Below are 25,820 nucleotides of genomic sequence, written 5' to 3' on the forward strand. Positions count from 1 at the left end.
GATGGCTCAATTGCTTGTCTTTGCGCGCTTCGGGAGAAAAATTTGTGCGATATTACCATGCTGGTTACTCGGGGTTTGATTTCTGGAATTATGAGGCGTCAACAGGAGATTTATGCAAATCAGGTAGTAGAGGTCATGCAAATCGGGTAATATAGTTTATGTAAATCAAGTAGCAGGAGTCATGCAAATCAGGTAATACCTCAAGAAAGGCTGGAATATGCTGGAAAGATCACTGAAGAATAAACTCGTTTCCATGCTTAAGGTCTTCCCTATCGTATCTCTCACCGGCCCACGGCAAAGTGGAAAATCAACCTTGCTTCGCAACAGTTTTCCCGAATACAGTTATGTATCCTTAGAAGACCCAGACTTGAGACAGCTTGCTGAAAATGACCCGCGCTCATTTCTCAAGCAATTCAACTCGAAAGCTATTTTCGATGAAATTCAGCGAACGCCCGAACTTTTTTCCTACATTCAAGGTGTGGTTGACGAACAGAATGAACCGGGTCAATACTTATTGTCGGGTTCTCAGAATTTCTTGCTACTTAAAGGCATCTCACAAAGTTTAGCTGGAAGGGTTTCAATACAGCATCTCTTGCCTTTATCATATGCGGAACTGGCAAACACAGCGTTCGTGCCCCATGATCTTGACGATTTCATGTTTTTGGGCGGATATCCAAGATTAGTCGTCAACGACATTGCACCTTCTGATTTCTTTCCCAGCTACATGCGAACATATCTTGAACGTGACGTGCGTGAGGAACTGGGCGTGAAAAAGATCGATTCCTTCACTCATTTCATTACGGCATGCGCCTTAAGAACAGGAGAAGTGCTCAATGTAGAGAATCTGGCCAATGAGTGTGATATATCAGTAAAAACCGCTCGCGATTGGATTTCCATTCTTCATGCGAGTTTCATTATCTTTCTTCTGCAACCATTCCATAAAAATTATGGAAGGCGTTTGACTAAATCACCGAAAATGTATTTCTATGACACTGGTTTGGCATGCAATCTGATAGGTATCGAACAGAAAAACGATGTGCTCACTCACCACAAACGTGGCAATCTCTTTGAAAACGCTGTAGTTGTTGAGATTATCAAACAGTACTATTCGCTGGGTAAACGACCACAACTCTATTTTTGGCGAGATAGTAACCAGAACGAAATCGACCTTGTCATTGAAAAGGGCGGCAAAGCTCAGTACGCTATCGAGATTAAATCCACGGCAACCTTCAATCCCAATGCATTTTCTACGCTGAACAAGCTCGGACCTATCATGGGACTTGACAGGTGCCAGCGCATTGTGGCTTATGGAGGCACCCAATCCTATGAGACAAAGCAAGGTCAGGTATTGGGATTGCCAGACTTGAACAGACTGGTGATATAGGGATTGCTGTGGTTGTTCATCATCTCCTCTACTGTTCCCGAAACGATGGCTTTGCCTGCGCTCAGCAGCACGCAACGATCGCATTGGGCTGCTTCGCTCATGTAATGCGTGGTTATCAAAATTCCAACACCTCGATCCGCAGCCTTATGCAGCTCATCCCAGAGTTCCATTCTTGCAATGGGATCCACACCTGAAGTAGGTTCATCAAGAATCAAGAGACTCGGATCGTGAGAAGTGGCGATAAGATAAGCGAGCATTCTGCGAATTCCCAGAGACAGTTTTTGGACCGGTCGCCCTCCAAGAGACTGTGCGAATTCCAGGGCCTTGGTATAAGATAGCCCTCCAGTATCGGTTACTTGATTATTGCCGCGTTGCAGCTTATGTGAATACATGGATCGTGCAAACTTAAGATTCTGTTCAGCACTCAGTGTCGGATAGAGACCAAGACCTTGCGGCACATATCCAATTTTTTCTCGGGTGCGCAAGTTCGGACTATCTCCCATGAGGGTTGTCTGACCTTCGTTCGGAGACTCCAAGCCTAAAAGCACACGCATGAGGGTGGTTTTACCGGCACCATTGCTACCGATCAGGCCGACTATTTCGCCCGCGTTGACTGAAAGGGAAACGTCGGCGAGAGCGGTTTGCTTGCCAAACCGTTTGGTGACGTCCTGTGCACTCAACAATTCCCGTCCGCTCTGATTCTGATTGTCAACACGTTGAAGAGCAGATCGAACGATCGCCGTATCCGGCGGGTCAATTGAATGAGATTGTTGCTTTCGATTACGGTTCTGCCGTGCTTTGAGTCGTATGATGCAGGCATTTTCTATATCGATTTCCGCAGGATTGTACCCTTCTGGTGTCTCGGCATGAGAAGAGGACTTCCACAGATATTGGGTATTCCCACGTCTCCAGCTTTCATCGTCATCATCCAATTCTTCGTTATCTCGATTGTTACCGCATGGTCTGCTGAAGAGACTCCCTGGCGACTGGCGTGTAATGTCACTCGCGGACCCCTCTGCAACAATCCTCCCTTTATCAAGAAGTATCATGGACGTGCCTCGTGTAGCTTCCTCCACATATGTCGTTGCGACAACCACTGCTTTCCCATGCTGAGCCTCATTGATAATGAGCTTCCACAACTCATTGCGACTGATGGGATCGACACCCGTAGTGGGCTCATCGAGCACCAGGAGATCGGGATCATGGAGCGAGGCCATGATGCATCCAAGTTTTTGTCGCATGCCTCCCGATAGATTTCGAGCACTGCGGTGAAGCGCGCTGTCGAGCTGTGCCTGGGCAACAAGCGAGTGCATGCGCTCATGCAGTTGATTGTTGTTCATCTTGAAAATTGTGCCCACGAAATTCATGTTGCCCTGCACCGACAGATTCGCCCACGTGCCACTATCCGCAGATTGATATCCAATATTCTGAGAATCTGGCAGGCCGGATATAGTTCCCAAACTTGGCTTGATTCCTCGTGCAAGCAATTTGAGCAATGTTGATTTTCCGGCACCATCTCCCCCAATGATGACCGTTATTTCACCAGCACGGAAATTGGCCGAGAAATCAGCTAACGCTTGAACCTCACCATAGTTCACGCTCACATGATGCAACTCGATGTTCATCGTGCCCCTCCATGTGTGAGAATGAATCGCATACGCATGGTTGCGAAGCCGAATATGACAACTGCCTCTATGGCCAAAATGACCAATGGCATCCACAAATCTTGGAATGAAGCTCCACGCAACATGACTCCCTGTGAAACCTTGTTGAACCATGTCAAAGGAAGCACATATCCAATCCAACGAATCACGACTGCCATGGACTTCAGTGGGAAGATAATGCCGCTCAAGAGAATCTGAGGCATGGTAATCATCAGTGCCATCTGTATTGCTTGCCCGCTTGTTTGCGACAAGGTCGATATCAGTACACCCAATCCGAGCACAACAAAGAGGAACATGAATACGGCGAGTATGAAAATTCCTACGTTGCCGATAAACGGGACATTGAACAGCCAACGGGCAAGAACTGTAACGATGAGCATGTCAACGATGGCGAGCACAAAATACGGCACGATCTTGCCCATGATTATTGATCCAGGTCGTATTGGCATAACGGCCAATTGCTCGAGTGTGCCCGTTTCTCGCTCTCTGACGAGTCCGATACTGGTGATGACCGTTCCGATCAATGTCAGAATAAGACCGATCAAACCGGGAATCATGACCCAAGACGTGTCGAGATCTGGATTGAACATGACGGTAACGAGATTGTCATCCGTCAATGATGGCATGGAGATCGATGGGATACTGATACTCTTTGGCAATGTCGGCGGTGTGGGAACTGCCGGTATCTGACTTTTGCCTTGCGCTATTGAGCTTGAAAGAGCAACTCGCCATGCTTGAAGTTTCGCGACATAATCCTGCAACTCCTGAGTCCCCTTTGCGGCTTGCTCCTTCAGATTGGATATCTTGTTTTTCACCTGCGTTATTCGCGTTTGGGCATCCTGTGCAACGAGCTGGAGCACGGTTTTCTTTGCAGCCTGCGCTGTGAACAGTTGAGAGCCATCCACATAGACTTTCATGCGTTCCGACAGAGGACTTTTCGAATCTGACTCCGTACTCTGGATAACGACATCGCTTGATTGAGACCTCAGGATTGCCTGTGCATCGGTTTTCCCTGATTTGGTCGAATCAACGGAAACAATGTCCATATTGTCCCGTGCCGTACTCATGCTTCGGATTGAGCGTGACAAGGATTCAGCCTGAGAGCCTATTACCGTTACTGAAACCTTTGAAACGGAGAAATTCGCTGCGTATCCAAAAATGATCAGGAGCAAAACAGGCATAACGATAAGCATCGCAAGGGTGCGTCGGTCTTTCAGCAATTCCTGAAATTCCTTGATGATCAGAGCTCTCATAAGTAATCTCTTTCCTCAGTTCTGCGATAATACTGAATCACTCGAACAGCGTCGCGCGTGCGGCAGTTTGGTCTGCTGCGTCAGCAGGTTATCGCCGACATTCATTAATTCACCGCTTGATGAATATATGATATCATGGAATTCATCACATGATGAATAATTGAATACATTGAATACCTGTGAGTGTCCGGTTTGGTCTCGGATGTCATGGAAACGTCTCAGACCAGACCGGATGAGTCAATACCCATACGCCATTGGAAAGGAATATAATGTCGAACAACGATCGATGTGATCCAGTCGACAAAGAGTCACGTCGAGGAAGACCTTCCGAGGCCTCATCACAAGACACGGAGGGCCAGATACTTCAGGCAGCTCGCGTTGAATTTGGACATCGTGGCTATGACGATGCGACAATTCGAATCATCGCGCAGAGAGCAGGGTGCGATCCTAAGCTGGTCCACTATTACTTCGGTAGTAAGGACATGTTGTTTTCGAAAGTCATCGTCGATATCTACAAGCAACAGAATCTGGGTGGCATTTTGGAAAAGGCCAAACAAGGAGAACCCTTGGAGATTGCCACCACGTTCGCAGAAGAGTATCTTCGCACTGCGGAGATGCCCGGCATTCACGAGGCGTATGTGGCACTGATTCGCGGAATCGGCAGCAACGAACACATTCGAACGATCTTTCTGAAGTTCCTACATGAACAGATCATGGCTCTTACATCCACAACCCTCAAATTGGATCATGCAACACTGAGAACAACGCTCTTCGGCTCACAGTTGCTCGGTTTGGCAAACACGCGATATGTGCTCAAACTGGAACCTCTGGCGAGCATGCCCATTCCACAAGTGGCACAGCTCATAGGTCCAACCCTGAAACATTATCTCTTTGACGAGCTGGCATTCGAAGAGATAGATCACACAGAGATAGATCAAACAGACGCTGCCGATAGATAAACTAAGCCCTGCCGTGAGCTATGAGCCTGAGAAGTGCATTGCCGATAATTTGCGTTAAGAATACAAAGATCAGAATCAGGATCATGGCTACAAAAGTAACGTCCGTTCTGCCTCGCTGATAGCCTTCCTGAAGTGCCGTCGCACCCAAACCGCCTCCCCCAACGGCGCCCGCCATGGCAGTCAGGCCAATCAGATTGATGATGGTGAAGTTGACCGAGCGAACGAGTGAGATAAGACCTTCTTTGAGATACACGCGAAAGACGATGGCAAGGTTGCCCAGACCCATTGCCTGAGCAGCCTCAACGACGCCAGGGTCCACTTCAAGCAAGGCATTCTGTACCTGTCGAGCAAAGAATGGGATCGTACCCACAACAATAGGAACTGTCACAGCAGTAGTCCCAATGCTGGTCCCCACAATCAGACGGGTAAATGGCATGATAATTGCAAGAAGGATAATGAATGGAATCGATCTGCCAATATTCACAATCTGGTCAAGTACCCAATACAAGGGAGCGTTGGGACTCAATCCGCGTGAACCTGTAAGCAGCAGAAGGATGCCGATGATGAGTCCAATGACACCAGCAATGATCATCGCTGAAACTGTCATCAACACGGTTTCTTCCGTTGCCTGTGTAAAATCCGAGCCCATTTGACTTGCATATGGGAAATAATGTTCCATGAACGAGCCGAACATAGTTAGCGCACCACCTTACTCATAGAAATACCATCCTGTTGCAGGTGCTGTTCAACTTCACCCAGCTGATCAGAACTATCAAAAGTCACCAGCATGGTTCCCAATGGCTTATTTTGAAGATATTCGACATTGGCATAGAGAATATTTGCGGTCAGGCCAAATCGCTTGTAGATATCAATCAGGATGGGCTCTGAAGCACGACTGCCAGAAAAGCGAAGTTCGTAGACATCTTCTCCCGCCACATGCTCGAGGATCGTTGTTTCTGCCTGATCGATGTGACCCGCGGTACGGATGAAATCCTGCGTTAGGGGTTTCTGAGGATTGCTGAAAATATCGGCAACCTCGCCACGCTCGATGATTTTGCCCTCTTCCATAACAGCCACGTGATCGCAGATCTCTTTGACAACCTGCATTTCATGAGTGATGATCACAATCGTGATGCCAAGCCTGTCATTGATTTCCTTTAACAGCTGCAGCACTGCAATGGTCGTCTTGGGATCAAGTGCACTTGTTGCCTCGTCACACAAAAGAATCTTCGGATCAGTGGCAAGGGCCCTGGCAATTGCCACCCGCTGCTTCTGACCACCCGAGAGCTGGTATGGATATGCATCCTTCTTCTCCAGGATGCCGACAAGATCAAGCAACTTTTCGATTCGTTGCCTGCGCTCGACCTTGGATATGCCAGAACCCTTAAGAGGAAAATCGACATTGTCGAAAATGGTTCGTGATTCCATCAGATTGAAATGCTGAAAAATCATTCCAATGTTTCTACGCTCCTTTCGCAGCGCACGCTCCGACAACGCTATCAAATCTGTGCCATTGACGATTACCGACCCACTTGTCGGCTTCTGCAGGAGATTCATGACACGAACCAACGTCGATTTTCCTGCACCGGAAAACCCTACGATGCCATACATGCTGCCGTCATCTACCGCCAAGGATACGTGATTCACGGCAGTGACTACATGCCCCTTCTGCGGGAATTTCACCACAATGTCATTTAACTCGATCATAGAGTCCCATTCGCTTAAGAGCGCAGACCATGTGCATGGTCTGCGCTCGAATCAAAGATTTCGTTCCACATACGAAGTATTCGATACCATTCAATCAGTAATGTGCAAATCAATCAGTAATATGCAAAGATCGATGAAGCAGCTCACCAAGCGGGAATATCGTTGGTTTCCTTGATCATCTTCGCGACGGCATCTGTCTGATACGCCTTCACAATCTTCTTGAAATCTGCCTTGTTCTTGTCTTCCTTGCGCACCGCAATCACATTCTTGTAGATGCTGCTCACCTTGGAGATGTGATCGGTATCGATATATATTGCAGACTTCTCAGGAGTGGTATGCAGCTGATCAGTTACATAGTTGGTGTTGATCGTTGCCGCTGTCACATCCTGCAATGCTGGTGCAATTTGGTCAGCCTGCAACTGTTCGATCTTGACCTTCTTGATGTACTTCTCGATGTCCTTCGTGGTTGGCGAATCCGGAGCATCGGCCTTCAGCTTGATGACTCCGATTGCATCGAGCAGCTGCAATGCACGGCCGCCGTTGGTAACATCGTTTGGGATGGCGATGGTATCGCCATCCTTCAAATCCTTGTAGTTTTTGATCTTGTCTGAATACAGACCAAATGGGGAAATGATGGTGTATCCGATGTAGGTCAGATCTGCCTTGTTCTCTGTATTGAAGTTATTCAGAAATGCAATGTGCTGGAAGCTGTTCAGATCCAAGCTGCCGTCAACGAGTGCTGGATTCTCTTCGGTGTATCCAGAGAAGAGTTTTACATCGATGGTAATTCCCTCCTTGGCGACCTGCTTGCCAACATATTCCCAAATTTCCTTCTGCTGATCACTCGCTACCCCAACGACATACTTATGATCGCTCGATGCTGAGGCAGAACCACACGCTGCCAGTCCAAAGCTTGCAGCGATTGCGACGATTGCTGCGATGATTTTCTTCTTCACGTCTCCCACTTTCACGGCAACTTTCGCTGCCTTCGCTCCCTGTAACGATTGGTTAACTCGGTTATCGTACCGAGGAACGAACGGAAAACACACCACCCTCATTCATGGAAATATTTATGAGGGAGCCTAAATTCTATTGATAACGGTGGTAAAACCCCTTATTTCGCAACGATCTGAGAAATGTGACGAAAAACACACAGAAAAAATCAATCCAGTCTGCGATCGTCTTCCGCATGTTTGGGAAGCACTATCGGCATTGTTCGTGAACTTTCCACGCTAAATGGTGCAAGTTTCTCGAAGTTGCCCCGAATGACATCGCACGAGTCGGCAAAACCTTGCTTCTCTACATCGTTCATGTCGATTTCCAAGACTTCTTCAACTCCATCCTTGCCGATGATGCAAGGAACGGAAGCAAACAGTCCTTTCTGACCATATGCGCCGTTCAGCTGGACAGAAGCGGCGAGCACCACCTTTTCATCATGCACAATCGCTCTCACAATTCTCGTTGCCGCGTTGGCAATTGCGTATTCAGTGCGTTGCTTACCGTGGTATGCAATATAGCCACCCTTGCGTGCGAGAGATTCAGCTTCAGCACCATCCATGGCAAAACGAGGATTGTCTGAGAGTTCATTCAACAGTTTTCCTGCAATGCTCACGCTCGACCACGCTGCAATCTGAGAATTTCCATGCTCTCCCACCATGTAGGCCTGAATCGATTCAGGAGCGAGCTGCGTTTTGAGAGCGATGACCGTTCGAAGTCGCGCGGAATCCAGACATGTGCCAGTACCCATGACATGCGAGGATGGAAGTCCTGAGAGTCTGAATATTTCCCTGGCAACCACGTCGCATGGATTTGTCACATTCACGTAGTATCCCGTGAATCCCGCAGCCGCAATCCGACCAGCGAAAAGTCTCGCATCGTCAACCGACTTGAACAGCTCACCGGTTCGACTGATTGCTGAAAGCGTGACTTGCCCCGAAGCATTGATGATCACATCGCATTGCGCGAGTTTTTCGTAATCGGTATGGCAGTTGGTGATCACTGCACGGTGAGGCGCAAAGACTGTGGAATCATTGAGATCCTGGACTTCCGCCCTGAGTTTGTCTTCATTCTCGTCACAGACAAGAATTTCATCTGCTATGCCCTGCAGAATCAAACTGTTTGCCGCATGCGGACCCACGTGCCCCATGCCGATGATACCGATTGATACCGGATGATATCCCATTGTTGCCCCTCCTATGTGACTTGGCGGCTACGTGGCCTGTCTGTCAGCACTGCCGTTCTATGACTTGCTTTTCAGCTGTGTTTGAATTCTGGATGGTGTATGGAAAATGCCAGTTCTGCAAGATGCAGTTCTTGGGTAACGAACTCATGAAGTGTGCATTCATAGCCATTCTCGCGGCCAATTGTTGCTATATATCCGTTGATGAAATCCACTTCGGTCGAACGTCCCTTGGTCAGGTCCTGATACATCGAAGGATAATGTAATGGGTGAGCGACACCAGCTGTGTGACATATCGTCTCCACTTCGGATTCACGCGTACCCAATAGTTTCAATCCTGCCTTTTCAGCAGCCGTATAGGCTTCATCGACGAGTTTCTCTGTCATCCACCGAGCACCTGGATGACGCATGAATTCTCCGAATCTGATCTGATACATCGTGCATAACGTGTTCAGCACAGAGTTGAACACGATCTTCGCCATGCACATGCCCATGAAGTTGCTGACAATTGTTGGATTCAGTGTCGCCTGAGTAAAATCTTCAAAGATCTCATGTTCGACATCGGTTACCTGCTCACCATAGCCACACATGTTCATGGCCTTGGCGTTGGCTCCTCCAGTGAAATTCACGTCACCGGGACCGTACACTTCTGCACCGATCAGCGCAGTGCCGCCATAGATCCGAGAAGTGTCAAAATATTGTGCAAACTTCTCGAAATGGCCATAGCCATTCATGGCAGAGAATATCACCTGATGGTCCTTGAAAAGATGAGCACAGCGCGGGAGCACATCATCAAGCTGCATCTGCTTAAGGAAAACAATCCATACGTCTGGATCGCCGTCATACTCCTCTGGGTAGTAGACGTGTATCGGTACAAGATGTCGATTCTCCTCATCCTGTGAAACATAGACTCCACCCTGCTTGCGAATTTGCTCGACGTTGTCGTCCCAGGTATCGATGAAATCAACCTGTTTACCCGCGAATTCCTGAAGAAGAACGCCATACTGCGTTCCCATGCCACCAGTACCAATAACTCCGTATCGCATCTGTCCAACGCCTTTCAAATAATCCAACTGCAACGATTCACACCCAACAATGTTCTCTTCATGTATGCTTCGCGAAAAGAGCAAGTTGCCTTCCTCGTGCATTCCATACCGAACGACATTGCAATACCGCGATAATACCGCTGAGTTATGAGTTGTGCGAACGGTTTCCAACTCTCAACTTTGGTAAACGTGAGGCTTCGGCGTGGTCATCGGAGAATTAGTGTATAGTATTCATCTGTTGTGCGTTACGGTATCCGTGCGTTACACATGGTGGATATAGCTCAGCAGGTAGAGCATCTGATTGTGGTTCAGAAGGTCGCGCGTTCGAACCGCGTTATCCACCCCATTCGATAATCCTCGCAATCAAAACGATTGCGAGGATTTTTCAATAATCATTCATGAGCGCCGCACTTCGCCCGCTGGCTCATGTCATCATTCGAATGACGATGCCTTCTACAGGTCACCATTGCATTCACAGCCGCAGCGCATCAGCAGTTCCACGATCGCCGATTAGAATTCGTAATGAATCATATCTTGAAATTCTTCTACCAACTCCTTGTTCTTCTCATCTCCTCCCTCAAGATTGGCTGAATAGAACACTGGCACCTTGCTTGCAGCTTGTTGAGAAATCATTCTGCTTGCCTCGACAACGATGGTGTCAAGTATCGCTGCACCGATGACCGTTGACGTTGGTCCGACCCTTTGCTCGGTGCCAGGTACATCGCATGCGGCATCGCCGATATCTCCGTGATTATCAATCACAATATCGGCAAGTTCAAACAGCCGCTTTCCCGAGCTATGTCTGCTGGATACCGATCGCGAATAGGCAAGATTGGTCAGTGCAATGATCTTCACTCCCTTCGACTTGGCGGCCAAAGCCATGTCGATGATGATTGGGTTACGTCCAGACACGGAATGAAGAATGAGAATATCGCCATGACGGAAGGCAACCGTTGATGCGATTGCCGTTCCATACCCCTCAAGCCGTTCCATAGTGCTGGTAAAGGTTATCGGCTTTCGATCCAGCATTACCTCTCGTGCAAAAATTGCATTGATAGTGATCATGCCACCTGCTCGATAATACATTTCCTCCGATAGGATTCCAGCATGGCTGGCACCGAAGATATAGATCGATGACTTCTCCACATTCGCATCTACAATGGCCCGGATTGCCTTCCTGATATTCTCATGTTCCTCATCATTGACCGTCGTGATCAGGTCACGGATTTTTTGAAAATATTGAAACATTAGAAGATTCCAATCAGATTACCGACCCATTTTCCAATCATTCCCCACAGCGATAGGTCGTTGCCTCCAAAGATGAGAATCCAGTTCCGTATGGTTCCACCCATCATCAGTGCCGAAAAACCTACCAGTACGATCATTGCCACCGAAGCTACCATTGTTCCCACAACCGCACCTCGGATACCACCCTGACCTTCTCCGACGATTGCAGCGCCACCGCATTCGAAGAAGCTGGTGATGACCATCGGCACAAGAATGATTCCGAACACATTCGTCACATTGCAAATCAACACAAGAATCGTCGACGTCACAAAGGCGGATATAAATCCGATGATGACCGCATTCGGCTTGTAATTGAAAAGAACGGGCACATCGAACGCCGGTTTCGCACCTGGAACAAGCTTTTCAGAGATTCCTTGGAATGCGGGAACAATCTGATTCACGAGCATTCTGACACCATAGAGCAGAATCAACAGGCCACCACCAAAGGTCAGACCCGCGTTGAGAGCAACCATGAAGAGATTGCCACCTTTGGGCACAAGTGCCGGAGCGACGAGACCTACGATAAGGTCTACAAGGAACATCACCATACCGCCGCTGATTGATATTTCTCTAAAGAATGACAGTCCCTTCGGAACCTTGATATCCTCAGTCGAATGTTTCTTGTTGCCTATCAGCTTTGCTACAGAACCCGAAATCAGTGAAAGAATGGTGGTCGGATGGCCGATGAGGAAGGAATCATCCTCGGTCGCCGCCCAAACGTACTTACGCATGACCCAGGGTGCAATGGAGAAGTACACGGCCGAAAGTATGGCACTCACCACAATGAGCACTGGACCCTGTAGCCCTCCCTCGACTCCGCCTGCCACAATTACGAATGGTACCCACCACAGCATATGTCCTGTGAGGAATATCGTCTTCACGGGCGTGAATCGAGCAATGAATATGTGGATGATCAAGGCAAGAAACATTGCAATGCCGACCGTTCCGCCATAGTGTGAAGTGAATGTGACGTCGGAGAGACCTTCGGAGACACCAACTCCCATTTTCGTCTGAACAGCGGTGTTGATTGCCGCAACCACGCCAGTCAGCATGTTGACGCCTTCAGTAAGGATGACCATGCCGAATGCAGCAGAGATACTGCCCTTGATGATGTCGGCAATCGACTTCCTCTGTACGATCAGGCCCACCATTGCAATCAATCCCAGAAGAATGGGAGGATCCTGAAGTATGTTGTTGGAAATGAAATCCAGTATGTTGGTGAAGACGCTCATCGTTCACTACCCTCCCTTGCCTGTAGGAATGTCACCAGTGCCTGTTTCACTTCTGATGCATCCATGTATCTTTTGATTGCTATAACCGGTTTGTTGGTAGACGATTCGAGATCGGGCTTCAGCTCTGCACTCGTGAAATAAGCATCAGCGTCCTCGGCCTTTGCTGAAGCGATATCGGTATTTTCCGTCTCCGCCTCAATGCCAAGTTCCTTGATAACCTTGTCCAGAGTCATTTTCAAAACCATGGAGCTTCCAACCCCAAATCCACACACTGCTAGGAATTTCATGCCACTGCCTCTTTCTGTTTGAATAATGCGAGAATTTCGTTTTTGTTTCCGTTCAAAATCGTTTCGTATGCCTTCCTGTCCATGAAAATGGATGTCACCTGTTGAAGGCTCTTGAGGTGGCTGGAATTGTCAACGGCTGCCATGATCAGGAAAATCTTCACCTGCTTGCCTTCAAGATCAATGGGATTTCTCGAGACAAGCAGACTCATTCCCATGCTGTTCACCCCCTCTCCAGGTCGGGCATGCATCAGTGCGAAATAGTCTGAGAGAACCATGTACGGGCCATTGCTCTGCACATTTTCAATCATTTTGTTCACATAGAGCTGCGTGATTGCTTTCGACGCAAGTAATGGTTCACTGGCCTGCTGCAGTGCAGACTGCCATGTATCCGCATCGTCAATGACATTGATATTTGAAGAATCGAAAAGCCTGTCAGTCATGTGAACCAATCTCCATCATCGTTGAAATGAACCAATCCTTGTTATTAATTCCGTTCATAATCACATTCATGAACGGTTCGATAGATTTTCTATCCTCTTTTTTGATCATCAGCAGGGCAATCACATCTGCACGATTGTTCATCCAATCGATTGCCTTATCGAGAATGGCAACCCCAATGCAGCTATGTGCGACAAGGGATGGATCCCCGTGAGAAATCACAAATCCATTGTCCAGATACGTGGATTGAACTGTGTCACGCTGAAACACAGTCTGTCGGAACATATTTCTCTGCTCGATATCCGGCCACTCGTTCACACTCATCAGAGCATCGATAATTTCGGCTCGACTTCTTGCATTGCAAAACAGGACATGGCCTTTTGCGAGAAATGGAATGCTTCGAACATGAGAAAAGTCAAGTTCCTGCTCAGAGCTATCCATGGAGACATCAATGTATCTGTTCATGATTGTCTTCATGTCGCGGGTCGTGATCATAGGAGAGATGTTCGCGACGGGCACTGGCTGTTCAGGAAGTCGCACGGTGGAAATGATGAGTGCAACATCCGATAGGTCCTGACGTATCAAGTCGACTTGTGACACGACTTCGATCAGTGAAACCTCTGGAAGTATTCGATGCATTTTTGCTGAGACGAGTGAACTCGTACCGATTCCGTTTGGACAGACGAACAGCACACGTTTGGCGCTCTTCGTTCGTTCGACCGCTGCTTGAAAATGAATGGTCAGGAAACCGACTTCATCGTCTGAAATGGCAATATGATTGTCATTGCCAAAATCACTGAACGCATACCAAACGGTTCCATATAGCTGTGGATAGTTTTTTTGTATCTCATCCAGCAGCGGATTGATTACCGTGGTATCCGCTTGGAGTCGCAAGAACATCTGGTACAGGTGCACAGTCAGATCGGCATGTAGCCGCGTATCCTGCGTCAGATCAGTGTTCAATCCATCGCTGACCGTGGAGATCAGCGACTTGACCTTGCTCTTGAAGGAAGCAGGGATCTGGAGGTCCTTCATGAAGAATTTGAATCCGTTGCCAATCACGATATAGGAAAGATAGCGCAATTCATCAGGGGTGAATGAATATACTCCAGCATCTTCGACCCCTTTGATCAACTCGTAAACCAAAGGATATTTATCAAACTGGAAGAGTATTTTACCCAGCTGGTTTCCCTTGGCATCGGCGATATGATGCCCCAGCAAACCTCTATACACGACTATGGCAGTAGAAATCACGATGTCATCGATGTAATATTCCGGCACTTCCAGCTGCCAGACACGGACCTGCTTCTGAAAAATCTTCTGCACACTGTGAAGAGGAGAAGGATCGATGAATAGCTTCAGGATTGGTGAACCCTCATCACCCACTCGCAAGAGATCGGTGACGATGCGTTTGATCACCTTTTGCCTGACGACTTCACCCCCGCCGATGAACGTCCCAGAATTATCGAATCCCAGGGAAACGTTATCCTTGGCTAACAGTGACTTTATGAACTCAACATCATGGGCAATGCTGCTCCTCGATATAAAGTAATCATTGGAAAGACGCTGATAACTGAGGTGCTCACCGTCAACGAGTCTCGCAAGAATGTAATATTTTCGATCCTTGCTCGTCGGAATTTCCTGTGCGTTCACACTATCACCCCCATCATGTAATCCATTACTGTATTCGAGGATTACATGACTGAGAAGAACAAATAGCGACGAGGAATTGCCTTCAAAATTGAGAACAGCGTTACACGTATTTAACAAGGTTTTGGAATATAATTATAAGATTGTGCCTCAACGGTTTCCCGTTGCCTGCGTATACGAGCGATGCTCTGGCGTAAAGGGGATTCCTGCAATACCATTGACACATGTGCGGACGATTCGCTATGGATTACGTGATTGATGAATTGGCTGATTTCTACAGGGCAATACCGACGGGGACGGTTCCTGAACGGTCTTGGAACATCAAGCCAACGAACGCCATTGCCACGATTCTCGATGGCAAGGACGAAGTTCGCCATCTTGCCTCTTCGCATTGGAGTCTGATTCCTCCATGGTCAAGAACTTCGACACTGAACTTCCCGACCTTCAACGCCCGCATTGAATCTGTCCTGGAGAAACGCACATACCAACATGCAGCCCAATTCCAACGCTGCATCATTCCGGCATCCGGCTATTACGAGTGGCGCAACCACAAGGATCCGTTCTATTTCTCACTACATGACGAGACTCCCCTATCCATCGCTGGACTATATAGCTGGTGGCGTGCCACGCCAAACGATCCCTGGAATCTTACGAGCACCATTGTGACAAGAGAGGCCACAGAAAATGTTGCATCGATACATAATCGCATGCCTGTGTTCATCACTCCCGATATACAGGATGAATGGCTCGACCCGAAAGGCACTGCACAGGATATTCTTCCCGCTGCGCAATCACACAGTGAAGAGTTGGCCATGAATCTTCAATTCTGGCAGGTAAAGCCGCTCAAAGATGATGGACCGGCACTGATCAGCAAACTGTGACCTTCCACTGTTCGAGTTTTGTCACCATTCGGGTTATAGGGACTGAAGTGTGGATTTTTGGTCTTCGCTGGTGTGCTGGCGTGTAATTCGTTCCAATTGATGCCATGCTCCGCTCCCGTCATTCCGAGCGAGCGAAGCAGGTCGGCCGTATGAACTTGTCAAAGCTGTATGCATCATCGTCAGAGTCGGCCGTATGAACAATAACACCATTGTCATCCCGAGCGAGCGGAGCGAGTCGAGGGATCTTGGCTGTTGATGCTCGCAAGGATGAGATCTCTCGACTCGCTGCGCTCGCTCGAGATGACAAAAGAGGCGGATTCGCTCGAGATGACAAGGGAGGTGGGGAGGGTGGGGATGACAAGGGAGGTGGGGAGGGTGTACTTTGTAAGTCGCTTTTTGAGCAAATCCAGGCAAAAAGCGACTTACAAAGTACACCCTCCAGAAACCATATAGCCAGACTTTCCGGCTCAATGCTTCAACGATCGTGAGGCATATTACCGAGAAGCGGAAACTCGACTATTGACGTTTTCGAAGTCTGAAAATGGCAAGAGAAGCCCCAAAACTCAATGTTGTTAGTATCACAAGCGTCTGGATTGACGAACCGGTTCTTGCCAACGCGCTTTTCCCGGAGCTGTCAGCATCGGCTGGAGGATCGTTCCCTGCGGACGGGTTTTCCGGTTGAGCCGGTTCAGTTGGTTTCCCAGGCTTGTCAGGATTCTCAGGTTTCTCAGGATTTGGCGGTATTGGTTCATCGAGGAAGGTAACACTGCCGATATTCTCGGTTCCAGCATTTTCTGCCGTCACGATAACCGCAGTCGAAACAGGATTGTCAGGTAGCACATAACCAATCGGAGCTTTTCTCTCAATGAAAAGATAGTGGCCAAAATCGTTCACCTGGATGGAGCAGTATCCATCCGTGCCGCTGATGCAAGAGTTCACAAGCAGATCGATTCCGCTATCAAACGCACCGTTGGCATTTACGTCCCGAACAAGATCGAACTCCGCTCCACGTAATGGCTTTTTCGTATCAGAAGCGAGCTTGAGCACTCTCAACGAACTTGACAATGGAACATCACTCACCACTGCTGGAATCAATGTCGAGGCAGCGCCACCCGCACTCGCCTCATCGACATGGACGGTTGTAACCACCCCCTCTCGCAAGGCATAGCCTTGAGGCGCCTGAGCCTCAATCCAGAAGAAGGTTCCAAACGTTGAAACAGCCACAGAGCATTGTCCAGATGGATTATTCGCCGTCACCTCGGTGGTGCAATCCCCGATTGACGTATCTTGCGATGCATCCTGCTCAGAGTTATAAACACCATCACCATTGTCATGCACAAGCATGAATCGAGCTCCAGAAAGTGCGCCACCTCTGAATGCATCAATCTTATGAATGAAGAGTTTGGAGACAAGCGGCTCATTGGTGAAGGAAACCTCCACTCGAGGTTCTTCATCGTGAGTCAGAATAACCGTTTGCACAGTGTCGGTTGAAAGAGAATACCCAGTTGGAGCCGTGCGTTCCCTCACGAAATACGTGGTGCCATCCATACTGGCTGGCAAGTCACCAATCGCACACGTTCCCAGCAACTCGCCTTCCATATTGCTCGTTGTGCACGATGTGATGAACGCATCAGTGTCCTCGCCCAATTCTTTATCTTCATCTGAATCTGCATACAGATCGAAGATTGCACCGCCAAGTGGCGTCGGCCACTCCTGATCATTATCAGTCTTGAGTATGGTTATTTGCCCGGGATTGCGTGGATTGCTGAATGGCATGGCGGACATTTCAGTTCCTGCGTTCTCAGGAACGATGTTGACCAGCACTGAAGTTCTGTCTTCTTGCAGTTCGTGACCCGCGGGGGCTTGCGTTTCTTCCCAGAAATATGAGCCGAAGACAAGATTATCTACCGTGCACATGCCTTGCTCATCACTTACGCACGAACCGGCAAGCACATCACCTCCTGTGTGTACACTCCCTGGCTGAGCATTCGGATTGGATGCTTTGTACAGGTCAAATGCCGCGCCGGAAAGTGGCATGCCAGATTCCGCATCGACCTTCTTTAATTGCAGATTCGTGAGTTTCGGTGCATCGGCAAAGACAACAGGGTTCACCGAACCGTCATATCCTGGCAAATCTATCCGAATAACAGCACTGATCGAATCCGCAGGCAGTTCGTACCCAATTGGAGCGGTGACTTCCTTCCAGAAGTAATACCCAACCTGTAGGTCACTCACGCTGCACGTTCCATGCTGGGCGCTGGTTGTTGCGCAACCGCCTGCAAGCGTGACATCGTCGGCATCATACACGAGGGAATCGCTATTGCTCCGATACAATTCGAACACTGCGCCAGCGAGCGGCAGCGACGTATTCTTGGCAATCTTCTTGACAGCCAAGGAACTGGGTTTCGGCAAATCACCAAGCTGATAGGTAATCGCAGTGGTTATCGGCACTCCTGCTGCATCAAAACCTGAATCAACCAAATTGATAGGGGCGCTGACCGGATTTTCGGGAAGCAGGTATCCCGTTGGAGCTTGACGCTCCACAACGAAGTAGGTTCCTGCTCCCAACTGCTTGAACGAGCAGGAGGCATCAGAGCCGGCAGTCGTGCAACTCGAGAGCCTGTGATCGATACCGGCATCAAAGGCATTGTTGGCATTGCCATCCTGATACAAATCGACAACAGCACCTGTCAGCGGCTTATCCGTGTCAAGAGAACCAGAACCGGTGCGGGCATACTTGACAACCGTTATTTTCCCGGTCGGTCGAGGGTCTGAGAACTCATAGATTTCGAAATCGGTGCCCGCATTCGATGGGCCTATGACCACCGTTGAAGAAGTCGTGTCTTTCGCAATCGCATACCCTTGAGGAGCCTTGGTTTCAACCCAGTAATACGAACCGAAGGGCAGGTTGGCAATGGTGCAGACGCCGGAAGCGTCAGTGTCACACTTGCCAATCTCGGCATCGGTGTTGTTCGGTGCATCCCCGGGCTGTTGCGACCCCTCTGCCAAACGGTACAAGGCAAAGGTTGCACCTGAAAGCCCCTGTGAGGTGTCACTGGCAAGCTTTCGAATGGACAGAGCCGATCTCGTCTGGCTGTCGCTGAACGTGACCGCTTTGTTTGCCGAACCTGGAGTGTCAACGACAACAGCCTCGCTCACCGCAGGGTTGGGCAACTGGTATCCAGCTGGAGCTTCCGTCTCCTTCCATACATAGCTGCCAAAATCAACGACGGTGAGCGAGCAGCTTCCATACTTTTCGGGATCACTTGCATCATCGGACGTGGTGCATGCTCCGACTGGCTCTGAAGCACCATCGCCATCAAGATTATCTGTGTTGTAGAGCTCAAACGTGGCTCCGCCAAGCGCACTGCCCGTATCGGCATCAATCTTCTTGATACTGAGCTGACTGGGCTCAGGTTCATTGCCGAGCTCAAGAACTTCGGTTGGTGTGTCGTCAGCAAGGGTTATCGGTCCCCACATCCGGTCGCTGAGCTTGGAAGGCAGGATGTAGCCTTGCGGCGCGTCGGTTTCTTGAACAAAATACGTACGTACACGGCCCGGAGCATCCGATGTGTTCAGATCGGTGAACGAGCATGTACCAAAACCATCAGGGTCATCGGTATGTACGCTGGGTGTTGTGCAGGTGCTCAGGAGATTGTCAGTGTCATCCAAGGTACCCGAAGCATCCGAATCTTCAAATATTGCAAAGGTTGCTCCTGCGAGCGCGTCTGCGGTCAAGGTTCCATCGTCATGCATTCGGAATTTTTGGACCGTTATCTTGCCCGGATTCCGCGGATTCTTGAAGGTAAACGCGTCAATTGCAGTTCCTGCATTCTCGGCATCGACGGATATCAAATCAGAGGTGGTATGCCGCGGAATCTCATATCCATCAGGCGCGATCTGCTCCGCCCAATAGTATCTGCCGAAGGGCAACTGACCTACGGTGCATGTGCCGTCGCTGCCTGTGACGCAGGTGTCAAGAAGTGTGTCGTTGCCACTTGCATTCGCCACATCAGGCACATCTTCAGCACCATCTGCCAAACGGTACAGAGCGAACTGAGCACCTTCCAGGGGTTGCGACGCAGTATCGTTTGAAACCTTCTTTATGGTGAGATCACTCCACTTCTGGAAATCGGAAGCGGTCGTAATACTCAGCTGCATGGCCTGACCGGCATTGTCCTTGGTAACGTTCAAAGGTGTGACGCTGCCGCATTTTCCTGGAATCAGACTCTCATTGGGGAAAGCGCAGGAATTGAATTCATATCCAGTTGGAGGTGCCGCTTCCTTCCAGTAATACTGTCCCAAGGCCGGCGCGTCCACAGAGCATGTACCCAGGGTTGCCTCTTCAGTGGATGTGGTACATGTGCCGACATTGACATCGTCGCCATCACCTGTACCATCCGGGTCAACGTCGCCTACGACACGATACAGGGAATATGCGGCTCCTCCGACCCGTGTCAAATCGTCAATAGAGATCTTTACTATTTTCAGCGCTGTTGGAACAGGTGCATTGGCAACTTCGGCCGTTGGTTCAGTCGGTTCGCCATTCCTGTTATCAAGTGTTATTGAATTGAATTCAGAACAGTCATCCGCCGATTCTTCAAACTGAAAACCCGCAGGCGCAATGCATTCACGATACACATATGTTTCAGGAATCAAATCCGAGATGGAGCACTCTCCTTGCGCATTGGTCGAGCAACTGCCACGCAGTTTCGTCGGGCTGTCATCTTCACCGGCACTCCACAGCTCAAAGCTGGCACCTTCCAGCACTATCGAATGATCTGATGAGTCATCTGGATTCGCAGCATATTTGAGGAAGTTCACTTGCCCCGGGTTGCGAGGGTTGGTGAACTGCAACGGTGTGATGGCTGTGCCGGCGTTGGTGGCCGTGATGTGTATCGCAGTTGAAGTCAAGTCTCCGTCCGGCCCGGTCTCACCTTCTGGAACACCTGATTCGGCCCAGTAATAGCTGCCTAGATCCTTGACTGTTATGGTGCAACGACCGAGTTCATCTGCTCCGCTGGAAGTCGTGCAGTCTCCAACACGTTCATCATCGGGGCTTGGCGTATCGCCAATAGGAGCGCTCTCATCCGCCTGTTTATAGAGCTCAAAAGTGTATCCTCCAGAAGCCTTGAAACTGTCGTCGTCTTGCTTCACCAGTTTTTCGACAGTCAGGTCCGTGGATTTGGGTTTGTTCTTCACAACGATGGTCTTGCTGATCGAAAAGCCGAAGGTGATTTCGTTGTCGACCCATGTTCCATCAGTCACCGGATTCCATCCTGGCGGCGGATTTGAGTCAATTCCGGGGAATATGCCAAATCGTGCATACCCGGAATCCACGGTGAAGGTGGCAGCGTTAACATCGGCGGAAACATATTTCCCTGCAGCGGACTCAACCCAGCTTGTTGATGAATGTTGAGGTGCGGTGCATGCAGACGTCTGCTTTGCACCGCTGACAACCTCGACACATATGTCCTGTGAATAGTCGTAGGCCAAATCCTGAGCCGACTTGCCTGTCACATCAGACTGCTGTGACCATTGTTCGTATGCAAATTCCGGCACATTCGGGGCAATCTGCCCGTCCACAAGCTGATAGAGTCTCCCAGTGATATTGTCTAAGTTTGGCAGACCATCGATTTCGGTCATTACATCGTTCTGACCTCGACCTACGATAGGTGCCTTGATTCTGTTCACACCCAGCTCGACGGAGATCAGATTGTCTGGATCATACGTCTGTTCGGTATATGCGTCACCTGCTGCAGGGTTATTCGCCGCTGTGTCGACTGTTCCAGCATCAGCAAAATAGCCGCCCTGCGAATACAGTATCGCCACCGGATAGGGGTCGGGTTCATATCCAACAATTGGCGAGGTTTCACGCAGATAATAGTCTCCGTACGCATATGTATCGAGCAGCACGTCGTTCACGCTGAAGCTTGCATTGCCGTCACTATCAGTGAAGACCTCATCGGTAAGCGTCTTTTGGGAACCGCACGCGCTCACCGGCTGTGCATCCGAAGCACACTCCTTATCGGTGAAGATGGTAAAACCGACGTTTTGCAAGGGGTTGCCATTCCCATCAACCTTGCGAACCTTGATGATTTCCGGTGTGTTCGGCACAATGATGTCCGAGACGCGCTGGCGGCTGAACGAATTGTAATTCAGCAGAATCTTGTCTTCACCTGTGCCCAGATCAAGATAATAGAGCACATCGAAGTTGAGCTCGGTACGATTCGGAATATTGTAATCGGTGATGAGTCCTGGCAGATCAGTCGTTCCCACTCGATAGCTCGAGCCATACACTTCAAAGTCATATACCTTGGCACTCGATAGATCGGTGTTGAGCAGCACACCGTTGGCATCGGTGGTGACTGCGGCATACTGGCTGGTGGCAATGTCGGTCGTGGGCAGAATCTCCCTCCACCCCACAGTGCTGGAGCCATTCATCAGATGATAACCAGCCTGCTGCCAGGAGCCAGGCGCGCTGACATCGCTCACCTGAACGGCAGCCGATGGGAAATCGACATTATGGTCTAGTGGCGATCGCACCACCATTGCCTTTAAGCCACCTCCGGCAGCAACGGCTTGTCTGACATCATCCAAGGAGAATGACGTCTGTGTTGCATCGGCACATGTTCCTGACGTATTTTCGTTATATCCGGCAGAATCACTTTCACCAGGGCACCACCGATACACGGTCGAATTCACCGGGCTTGCCCACGAGTCGAAGCTTGTCTCAACTCCTGTCTCATAGTAATTCATCACATTCAGTGTGCCCATACCTGGCACAATCGTGCCATCCTGTTGATGAATCGGAATGAATTGCAGATGAATGTCATTGAGCAACAGACCATAGCCGGGTGGAGACTTGGTCTCTTTGAGCACAAAGTAGTCGGTGCCATAACCGCCGAAATTCAGCTGAGCACCGGTGTCATCGTCAACAAAGGTAATCGCCCCATCTTTATCCGTTGAAAACGTGCCAATCGGAGTGAGACCCTCGATGTTGTATGCATCATCAGTGTTATAGAGCTCAAAAGTGGCTTCCTGACCCGCCTGAGTGGAAATTGGAGTGCCGGCGATGTCGGTCTTCTGCAGATGTGCCGCAGGCATGAAGTTCAGATTGGTAGTAATTTCCAGATTTGATTGATAGTTGCCTCGTTCAAGATAGAACAGCGAGAAATGGTGGCGAGTGCCATCGACGAAGGTGCCACCCTGCCACCCTGACGGTGGTGTAATCCCAGCAGCAGCGTATTGTTTCTGCAAGGTTGACGAGGTGATGACTTGTCCCGTCGCACCTTTCACAGTAACGGCACCGGTCTTGAAGTTCACCGATCCGCTTGCCGGAGCATGCGAGCCACCCAAATCAAGCACCAACGCTCCATCAATGAATACCCACATGTCATCATCGCCAGAGAAGTCAAAGACCATGTCATCGCTTGTTCCACTGGATGAACCAATAACGCCACCCAAGGGTTGCGTGAAAGTCGAAAGCATGCCGAGTCCAAAATAGTGGTTGATAGAAGCATCGGTAACGGAGATTGAATTGGCTTCCCCATTGGTAAATACTTGATCTGCGGTATTGAAGGGGAAGAATTGCCCAACATTCGAACCTGTCTGCACGGCGGGCTTGTTATACACATCGAATTGGTTGGTGGTGAAATTATACGAGGCGAAGTTTTCCTTTGAATCATATTTGAGGTAGCTGCCATCAGACTTGAACAGATTGGCACCGGTAACCTCATAATTTGCCCGACCCTCATGCGCAACCGCAGGATTGAACAGATAATCAAGAGAGCCTTGACCGTAGCTCGCCAATGTGGGAAAACTATCGGAAAGTGCAGGAAGCACACTGCCCTGATACACCGAATTCCCGGCAGAGAGATTCATTGCATTCGAACCGTAGGAGCTAAGATTGCAGCCCGAAGGCGGCCATTTCAAGTCCTTGGCAAACTTCAATCCTTCGCCCTGCACCCCACCACTGTTCAGGCTGGCAGGACCGTTGATTCCCGACGTAAGAAATGTTTTCCATGCGGCACAAGTCGAGGCGGGCGCATTGTCTGGAGAACTTTGCTCGTCAACCCAGTAATCGAAGAGTTGCATTGAGGTCGATGGCATCATGACCGTTTCGATCTTCTCCAACTGACCTGCTGCCGAAGATTCTTGGCTGGGGAACACCAGCATTGATGCCGCGAATACCAGTGTCAGGCACGCAGCACCGAATGTTTGCAGACGAGATCGTTGAACGTTCGGATTAATAACGGCTAGGATTCCCTGATCTCGCATAGCATCTCCCTTTAACTCCAATGCGTGCCGATATATGGCTTTCATATTGCGAAAACTCACGACACTTGAGTAAGAGAATATTATACATGCAGTAAATGTTCAGTTCGTTGGCGTATCGAATTTCATTGTGAACTTCACAAAGTATCCAAGCTGTTTATCGACCTAAATCAGAACAATTTACGTCGAATTTAGCCCCTTCCCAAGTCTCTATACTTTGAGAAGTTCACAATGAACGGCGCTGTATTCAAAAAACGCGTCATGAAGCATTCAATGCCGCTGTTGCATGGCAGCGCTGATTCTTCTCGTGGCTTCAGCGAGCTCAGATTCAGGCTTCAAAAGACTCAGACGCACAAAGCCGGCACCCGTTGGGCCAAAGTCCGAACCTGCCAAGACGGCGATTCCTGCTGTATGAAGCAACCATGTTGTAAAGTCACGGTCATTTTCACCTTGCGGAACTCTCATCCAGGCAAAGAGACCCCCGTGAGATTCACAGAGATGCAGCCCAGCTTTTGCGAGCCCTGCCTTCAAGGTTTCAAAACGCTTCCTGTATCGTGCAGCGAGAACACGGACTGAAGCCTGATCGCTGTTGAGAGCAGCGGCTCCCGCATCCAAAACCGTAGAGGTGACAAGCAGCGTGGTCTGCAGATTCAAGCATTTGATGGCATCCATGAGTACTGGATTCCCTGCGATGAAACCGCCACGCCACCCTGCAACCATGTACATCTTCGACAGGGAGCATAGCTCCACGGAAACATCCATTGCACCCGGCGTTTCAAGCAGACTGATGGGAGCCTTTTCATCAAAACCGATGCCCGCATAGGCAAAATCATGCATGATGATGAAGTGATAGCGTTTAGCGAGCGCGACCGCTTTCGCAAAGAATTCCGGGTTGGCGACGGCACCGGTGGGGTTATTGGGATAATTGAGAATCAGCAACTTGGTTTGGCTCCATACGGATTCATCCACAGCATCAAGATCTGGAAGAAAGTCATGTTCCTCATCGGTTGGAATTGCGTGCAAACGGCCTTGTGCAACAGCTGTCGAACCCTCATATTGCGGATAATACGGGCCTGGAACCACAACAAGGTCGCCAGGATTGATCAGGGTAAGAATAACAAGCCCAATCCCAACCGAAGCGCCACTGACCGCGAGCAGTTGAGTTTTCGAATCGAGATCAATGCCATGTTCGCGTTGGTACCACGATGCCGCCGCCTGCAAGAATGCCGGCTTGCCATTGAACGCCGTGTAACGAAAATCTTCCGGGTCATGCGTCGCGCGGATGGCCTCATCGACCATAAACTCTGGCGGCTGCCCATCTGGGTTGCCCTTGCTCAAATCGATGACATCTTCACCGTTCGCAACCGCTCGAGCGACTCGGGCATCGCCCATGGCAAAGGGATTGCCAGGAATATGCTGGGCTCGCATGGCGATCATGCTGTCGAGCTTGAAATCGCCGTCCGATGGATCCTGCGCCACCTGTTCTGCGTTCACCATGTGTTCCATATTCAATGCTGCCTCACTCATGAGCAATCGCCCTTACCTCAAAAATAGCTTGAATCCGTTCGTCTTCGTG

17 protein-coding genes and 1 tRNA gene are annotated in these 25,820 nt (G+C 49.4%); 4 read left to right on the forward strand and 14 right to left on the reverse strand.

All coding sequences use genetic code 11. The annotated features are described in order from the left end of the window. Positions 1-217 precede the first annotated feature (217 nt). On the forward strand, positions 218-1,384 hold the full coding sequence (locus BAQU_RS05885) for an ATP-binding protein (RefSeq protein ID WP_094693552.1): 1,167 nt from the start codon (positions 218-220) through the stop codon (positions 1,382-1,384). Here the strand turns inward: BAQU_RS05885 and BAQU_RS05890 are convergent. Beyond that, complete coding sequence (locus tag BAQU_RS05890; RefSeq protein WP_094693554.1) at positions 1,342-3,009, reverse strand: ATP-binding cassette domain-containing protein; 1,668 nt, start codon at positions 3,007-3,009, stop codon at positions 1,342-1,344. The genes BAQU_RS05885 and BAQU_RS05890 overlap by 43 nt on opposite strands. Continuing rightward, on the reverse strand, positions 3,006-4,301 hold the full coding sequence (locus BAQU_RS05895) for an ABC transporter permease (protein WP_094693556.1): 1,296 nt from the start codon (positions 4,299-4,301) through the stop codon (positions 3,006-3,008). The genes BAQU_RS05890 and BAQU_RS05895 overlap by 4 nt, the downstream gene beginning before the upstream one ends. Before the next feature lie 269 nt (positions 4,302-4,570). Here BAQU_RS05895 and BAQU_RS05900 point away from each other — a divergent pair, with 269 nt between their 5' ends. Then, entirely contained in the window at positions 4,571-5,260 is a 690-nt protein-coding gene (locus BAQU_RS05900) for a TetR/AcrR family transcriptional regulator (protein WP_094693558.1), read from the forward strand. A gap of 1 nt (position 5,261) precedes the next feature. On the opposite strand, the gene BAQU_RS05905 is transcribed toward BAQU_RS05900, so the two are convergent. The 5 genes from BAQU_RS05905 to BAQU_RS05925 form a co-directional block, all read right to left on the reverse strand. Beyond that, positions 5,262-5,867 (reverse strand): methionine ABC transporter permease, encoded by a 606-nt coding sequence (locus BAQU_RS05905; protein WP_244568446.1) that lies wholly within the window; start codon positions 5,865-5,867, stop codon positions 5,262-5,264. A gap of 89 nt (positions 5,868-5,956) precedes the next feature. Beyond that, on the reverse strand, positions 5,957-6,967 hold the full coding sequence (locus BAQU_RS05910; protein ID WP_094693562.1) for a methionine ABC transporter ATP-binding protein: 1,011 nt from the start codon (positions 6,965-6,967) through the stop codon (positions 5,957-5,959). Positions 6,968-7,110: 143 nt separating this feature from the next. Continuing rightward, positions 7,111-7,923: a MetQ/NlpA family ABC transporter substrate-binding protein gene (locus tag BAQU_RS05915; protein WP_094693564.1), complete on the reverse strand. Its 813-nt coding sequence runs from the start codon at positions 7,921-7,923 to the stop codon at positions 7,111-7,113. 206 nt (positions 7,924-8,129) lie between these two features. After that, complete coding sequence (locus tag BAQU_RS05920; RefSeq protein ID WP_094693566.1) at positions 8,130-9,149, reverse strand: lactate/malate family dehydrogenase; 1,020 nt, start codon at positions 9,147-9,149, stop codon at positions 8,130-8,132. A 71-nt stretch (positions 9,150-9,220) separates the two neighbouring features. Continuing rightward, positions 9,221-10,192 carry a ketopantoate reductase family protein gene (locus tag BAQU_RS05925; protein WP_094694046.1) on the reverse strand — a complete coding sequence of 324 codons (972 nt, stop codon included), beginning with the start codon at positions 10,190-10,192 and terminating at the stop codon, positions 9,221-9,223. Positions 10,193-10,462: 270 nt separating this feature from the next. Here BAQU_RS05925 and BAQU_RS05930 point away from each other — a divergent pair. Further along, positions 10,463-10,538, forward strand: a tRNA-His gene (locus tag BAQU_RS05930). A 164-nt stretch (positions 10,539-10,702) separates the two neighbouring features. On the opposite strand, the gene BAQU_RS05935 is transcribed toward BAQU_RS05930, so the two are convergent. The 5 genes from BAQU_RS05935 to BAQU_RS05955 are packed head-to-tail and all read right to left on the reverse strand — an operon-like array spanning position 10,703 to position 15,089. Further along, complete coding sequence (locus BAQU_RS05935; RefSeq protein WP_094693568.1) at positions 10,703-11,440, reverse strand: SIS domain-containing protein; 738 nt, start codon at positions 11,438-11,440, stop codon at positions 10,703-10,705. Continuing rightward, entirely contained in the window at positions 11,440-12,711 is a 1,272-nt protein-coding gene (locus tag BAQU_RS05940) for a PTS ascorbate transporter subunit IIC (protein ID WP_211277119.1), read from the reverse strand. The genes BAQU_RS05935 and BAQU_RS05940 overlap by 1 nt, the downstream gene beginning before the upstream one ends. Continuing rightward, entirely contained in the window at positions 12,708-12,998 is a 291-nt protein-coding gene (locus tag BAQU_RS05945; protein WP_094693570.1) for a PTS sugar transporter subunit IIB, read from the reverse strand. Before BAQU_RS05945 ends, BAQU_RS05940 begins: the two co-directional genes overlap by 4 nt. After that, on the reverse strand, positions 12,995-13,438 hold the full coding sequence (locus BAQU_RS05950) for a PTS sugar transporter subunit IIA (protein WP_094693572.1): 444 nt from the start codon (positions 13,436-13,438) through the stop codon (positions 12,995-12,997). Before BAQU_RS05950 ends, BAQU_RS05945 begins: the two co-directional genes overlap by 4 nt. Then, a complete protein-coding gene (locus tag BAQU_RS05955; protein ID WP_211277120.1) occupies positions 13,431-15,089 on the reverse strand; it encodes a BglG family transcription antiterminator in 1,659 nt (552 codons plus the stop codon). Before BAQU_RS05955 ends, BAQU_RS05950 begins: the two co-directional genes overlap by 8 nt. 221 nt (positions 15,090-15,310) lie before the next feature. On the opposite strand from BAQU_RS05955, the gene BAQU_RS05960 reads away from it, so the two are divergent. After that, on the forward strand, positions 15,311-15,967 hold the full coding sequence (locus tag BAQU_RS05960) for an SOS response-associated peptidase (RefSeq protein WP_094693574.1): 657 nt from the start codon (positions 15,311-15,313) through the stop codon (positions 15,965-15,967). 516 nt (positions 15,968-16,483) lie between these two features. Here the strand turns inward: BAQU_RS05960 and BAQU_RS10835 are convergent. After that, positions 16,484-24,247 (reverse strand): SpaA isopeptide-forming pilin-related protein, encoded by a 7,764-nt coding sequence (locus BAQU_RS10835; RefSeq protein WP_094693577.1) that lies wholly within the window; start codon positions 24,245-24,247, stop codon positions 16,484-16,486. Between the two features lie 267 nt (positions 24,248-24,514). Further along, positions 24,515-25,681: a pyridoxal phosphate-dependent aminotransferase gene (locus BAQU_RS05975; protein WP_415453845.1), complete on the reverse strand. Its 1,167-nt coding sequence runs from the start codon at positions 25,679-25,681 to the stop codon at positions 24,515-24,517. Positions 25,682-25,820 lie beyond the last annotated feature (139 nt).

This window comes from Bifidobacterium aquikefiri (assembly GCF_002259795.1).
Classification (GTDB): domain Bacteria; phylum Actinomycetota; class Actinomycetes; order Actinomycetales; family Bifidobacteriaceae; genus Bombiscardovia; species Bombiscardovia aquikefiri.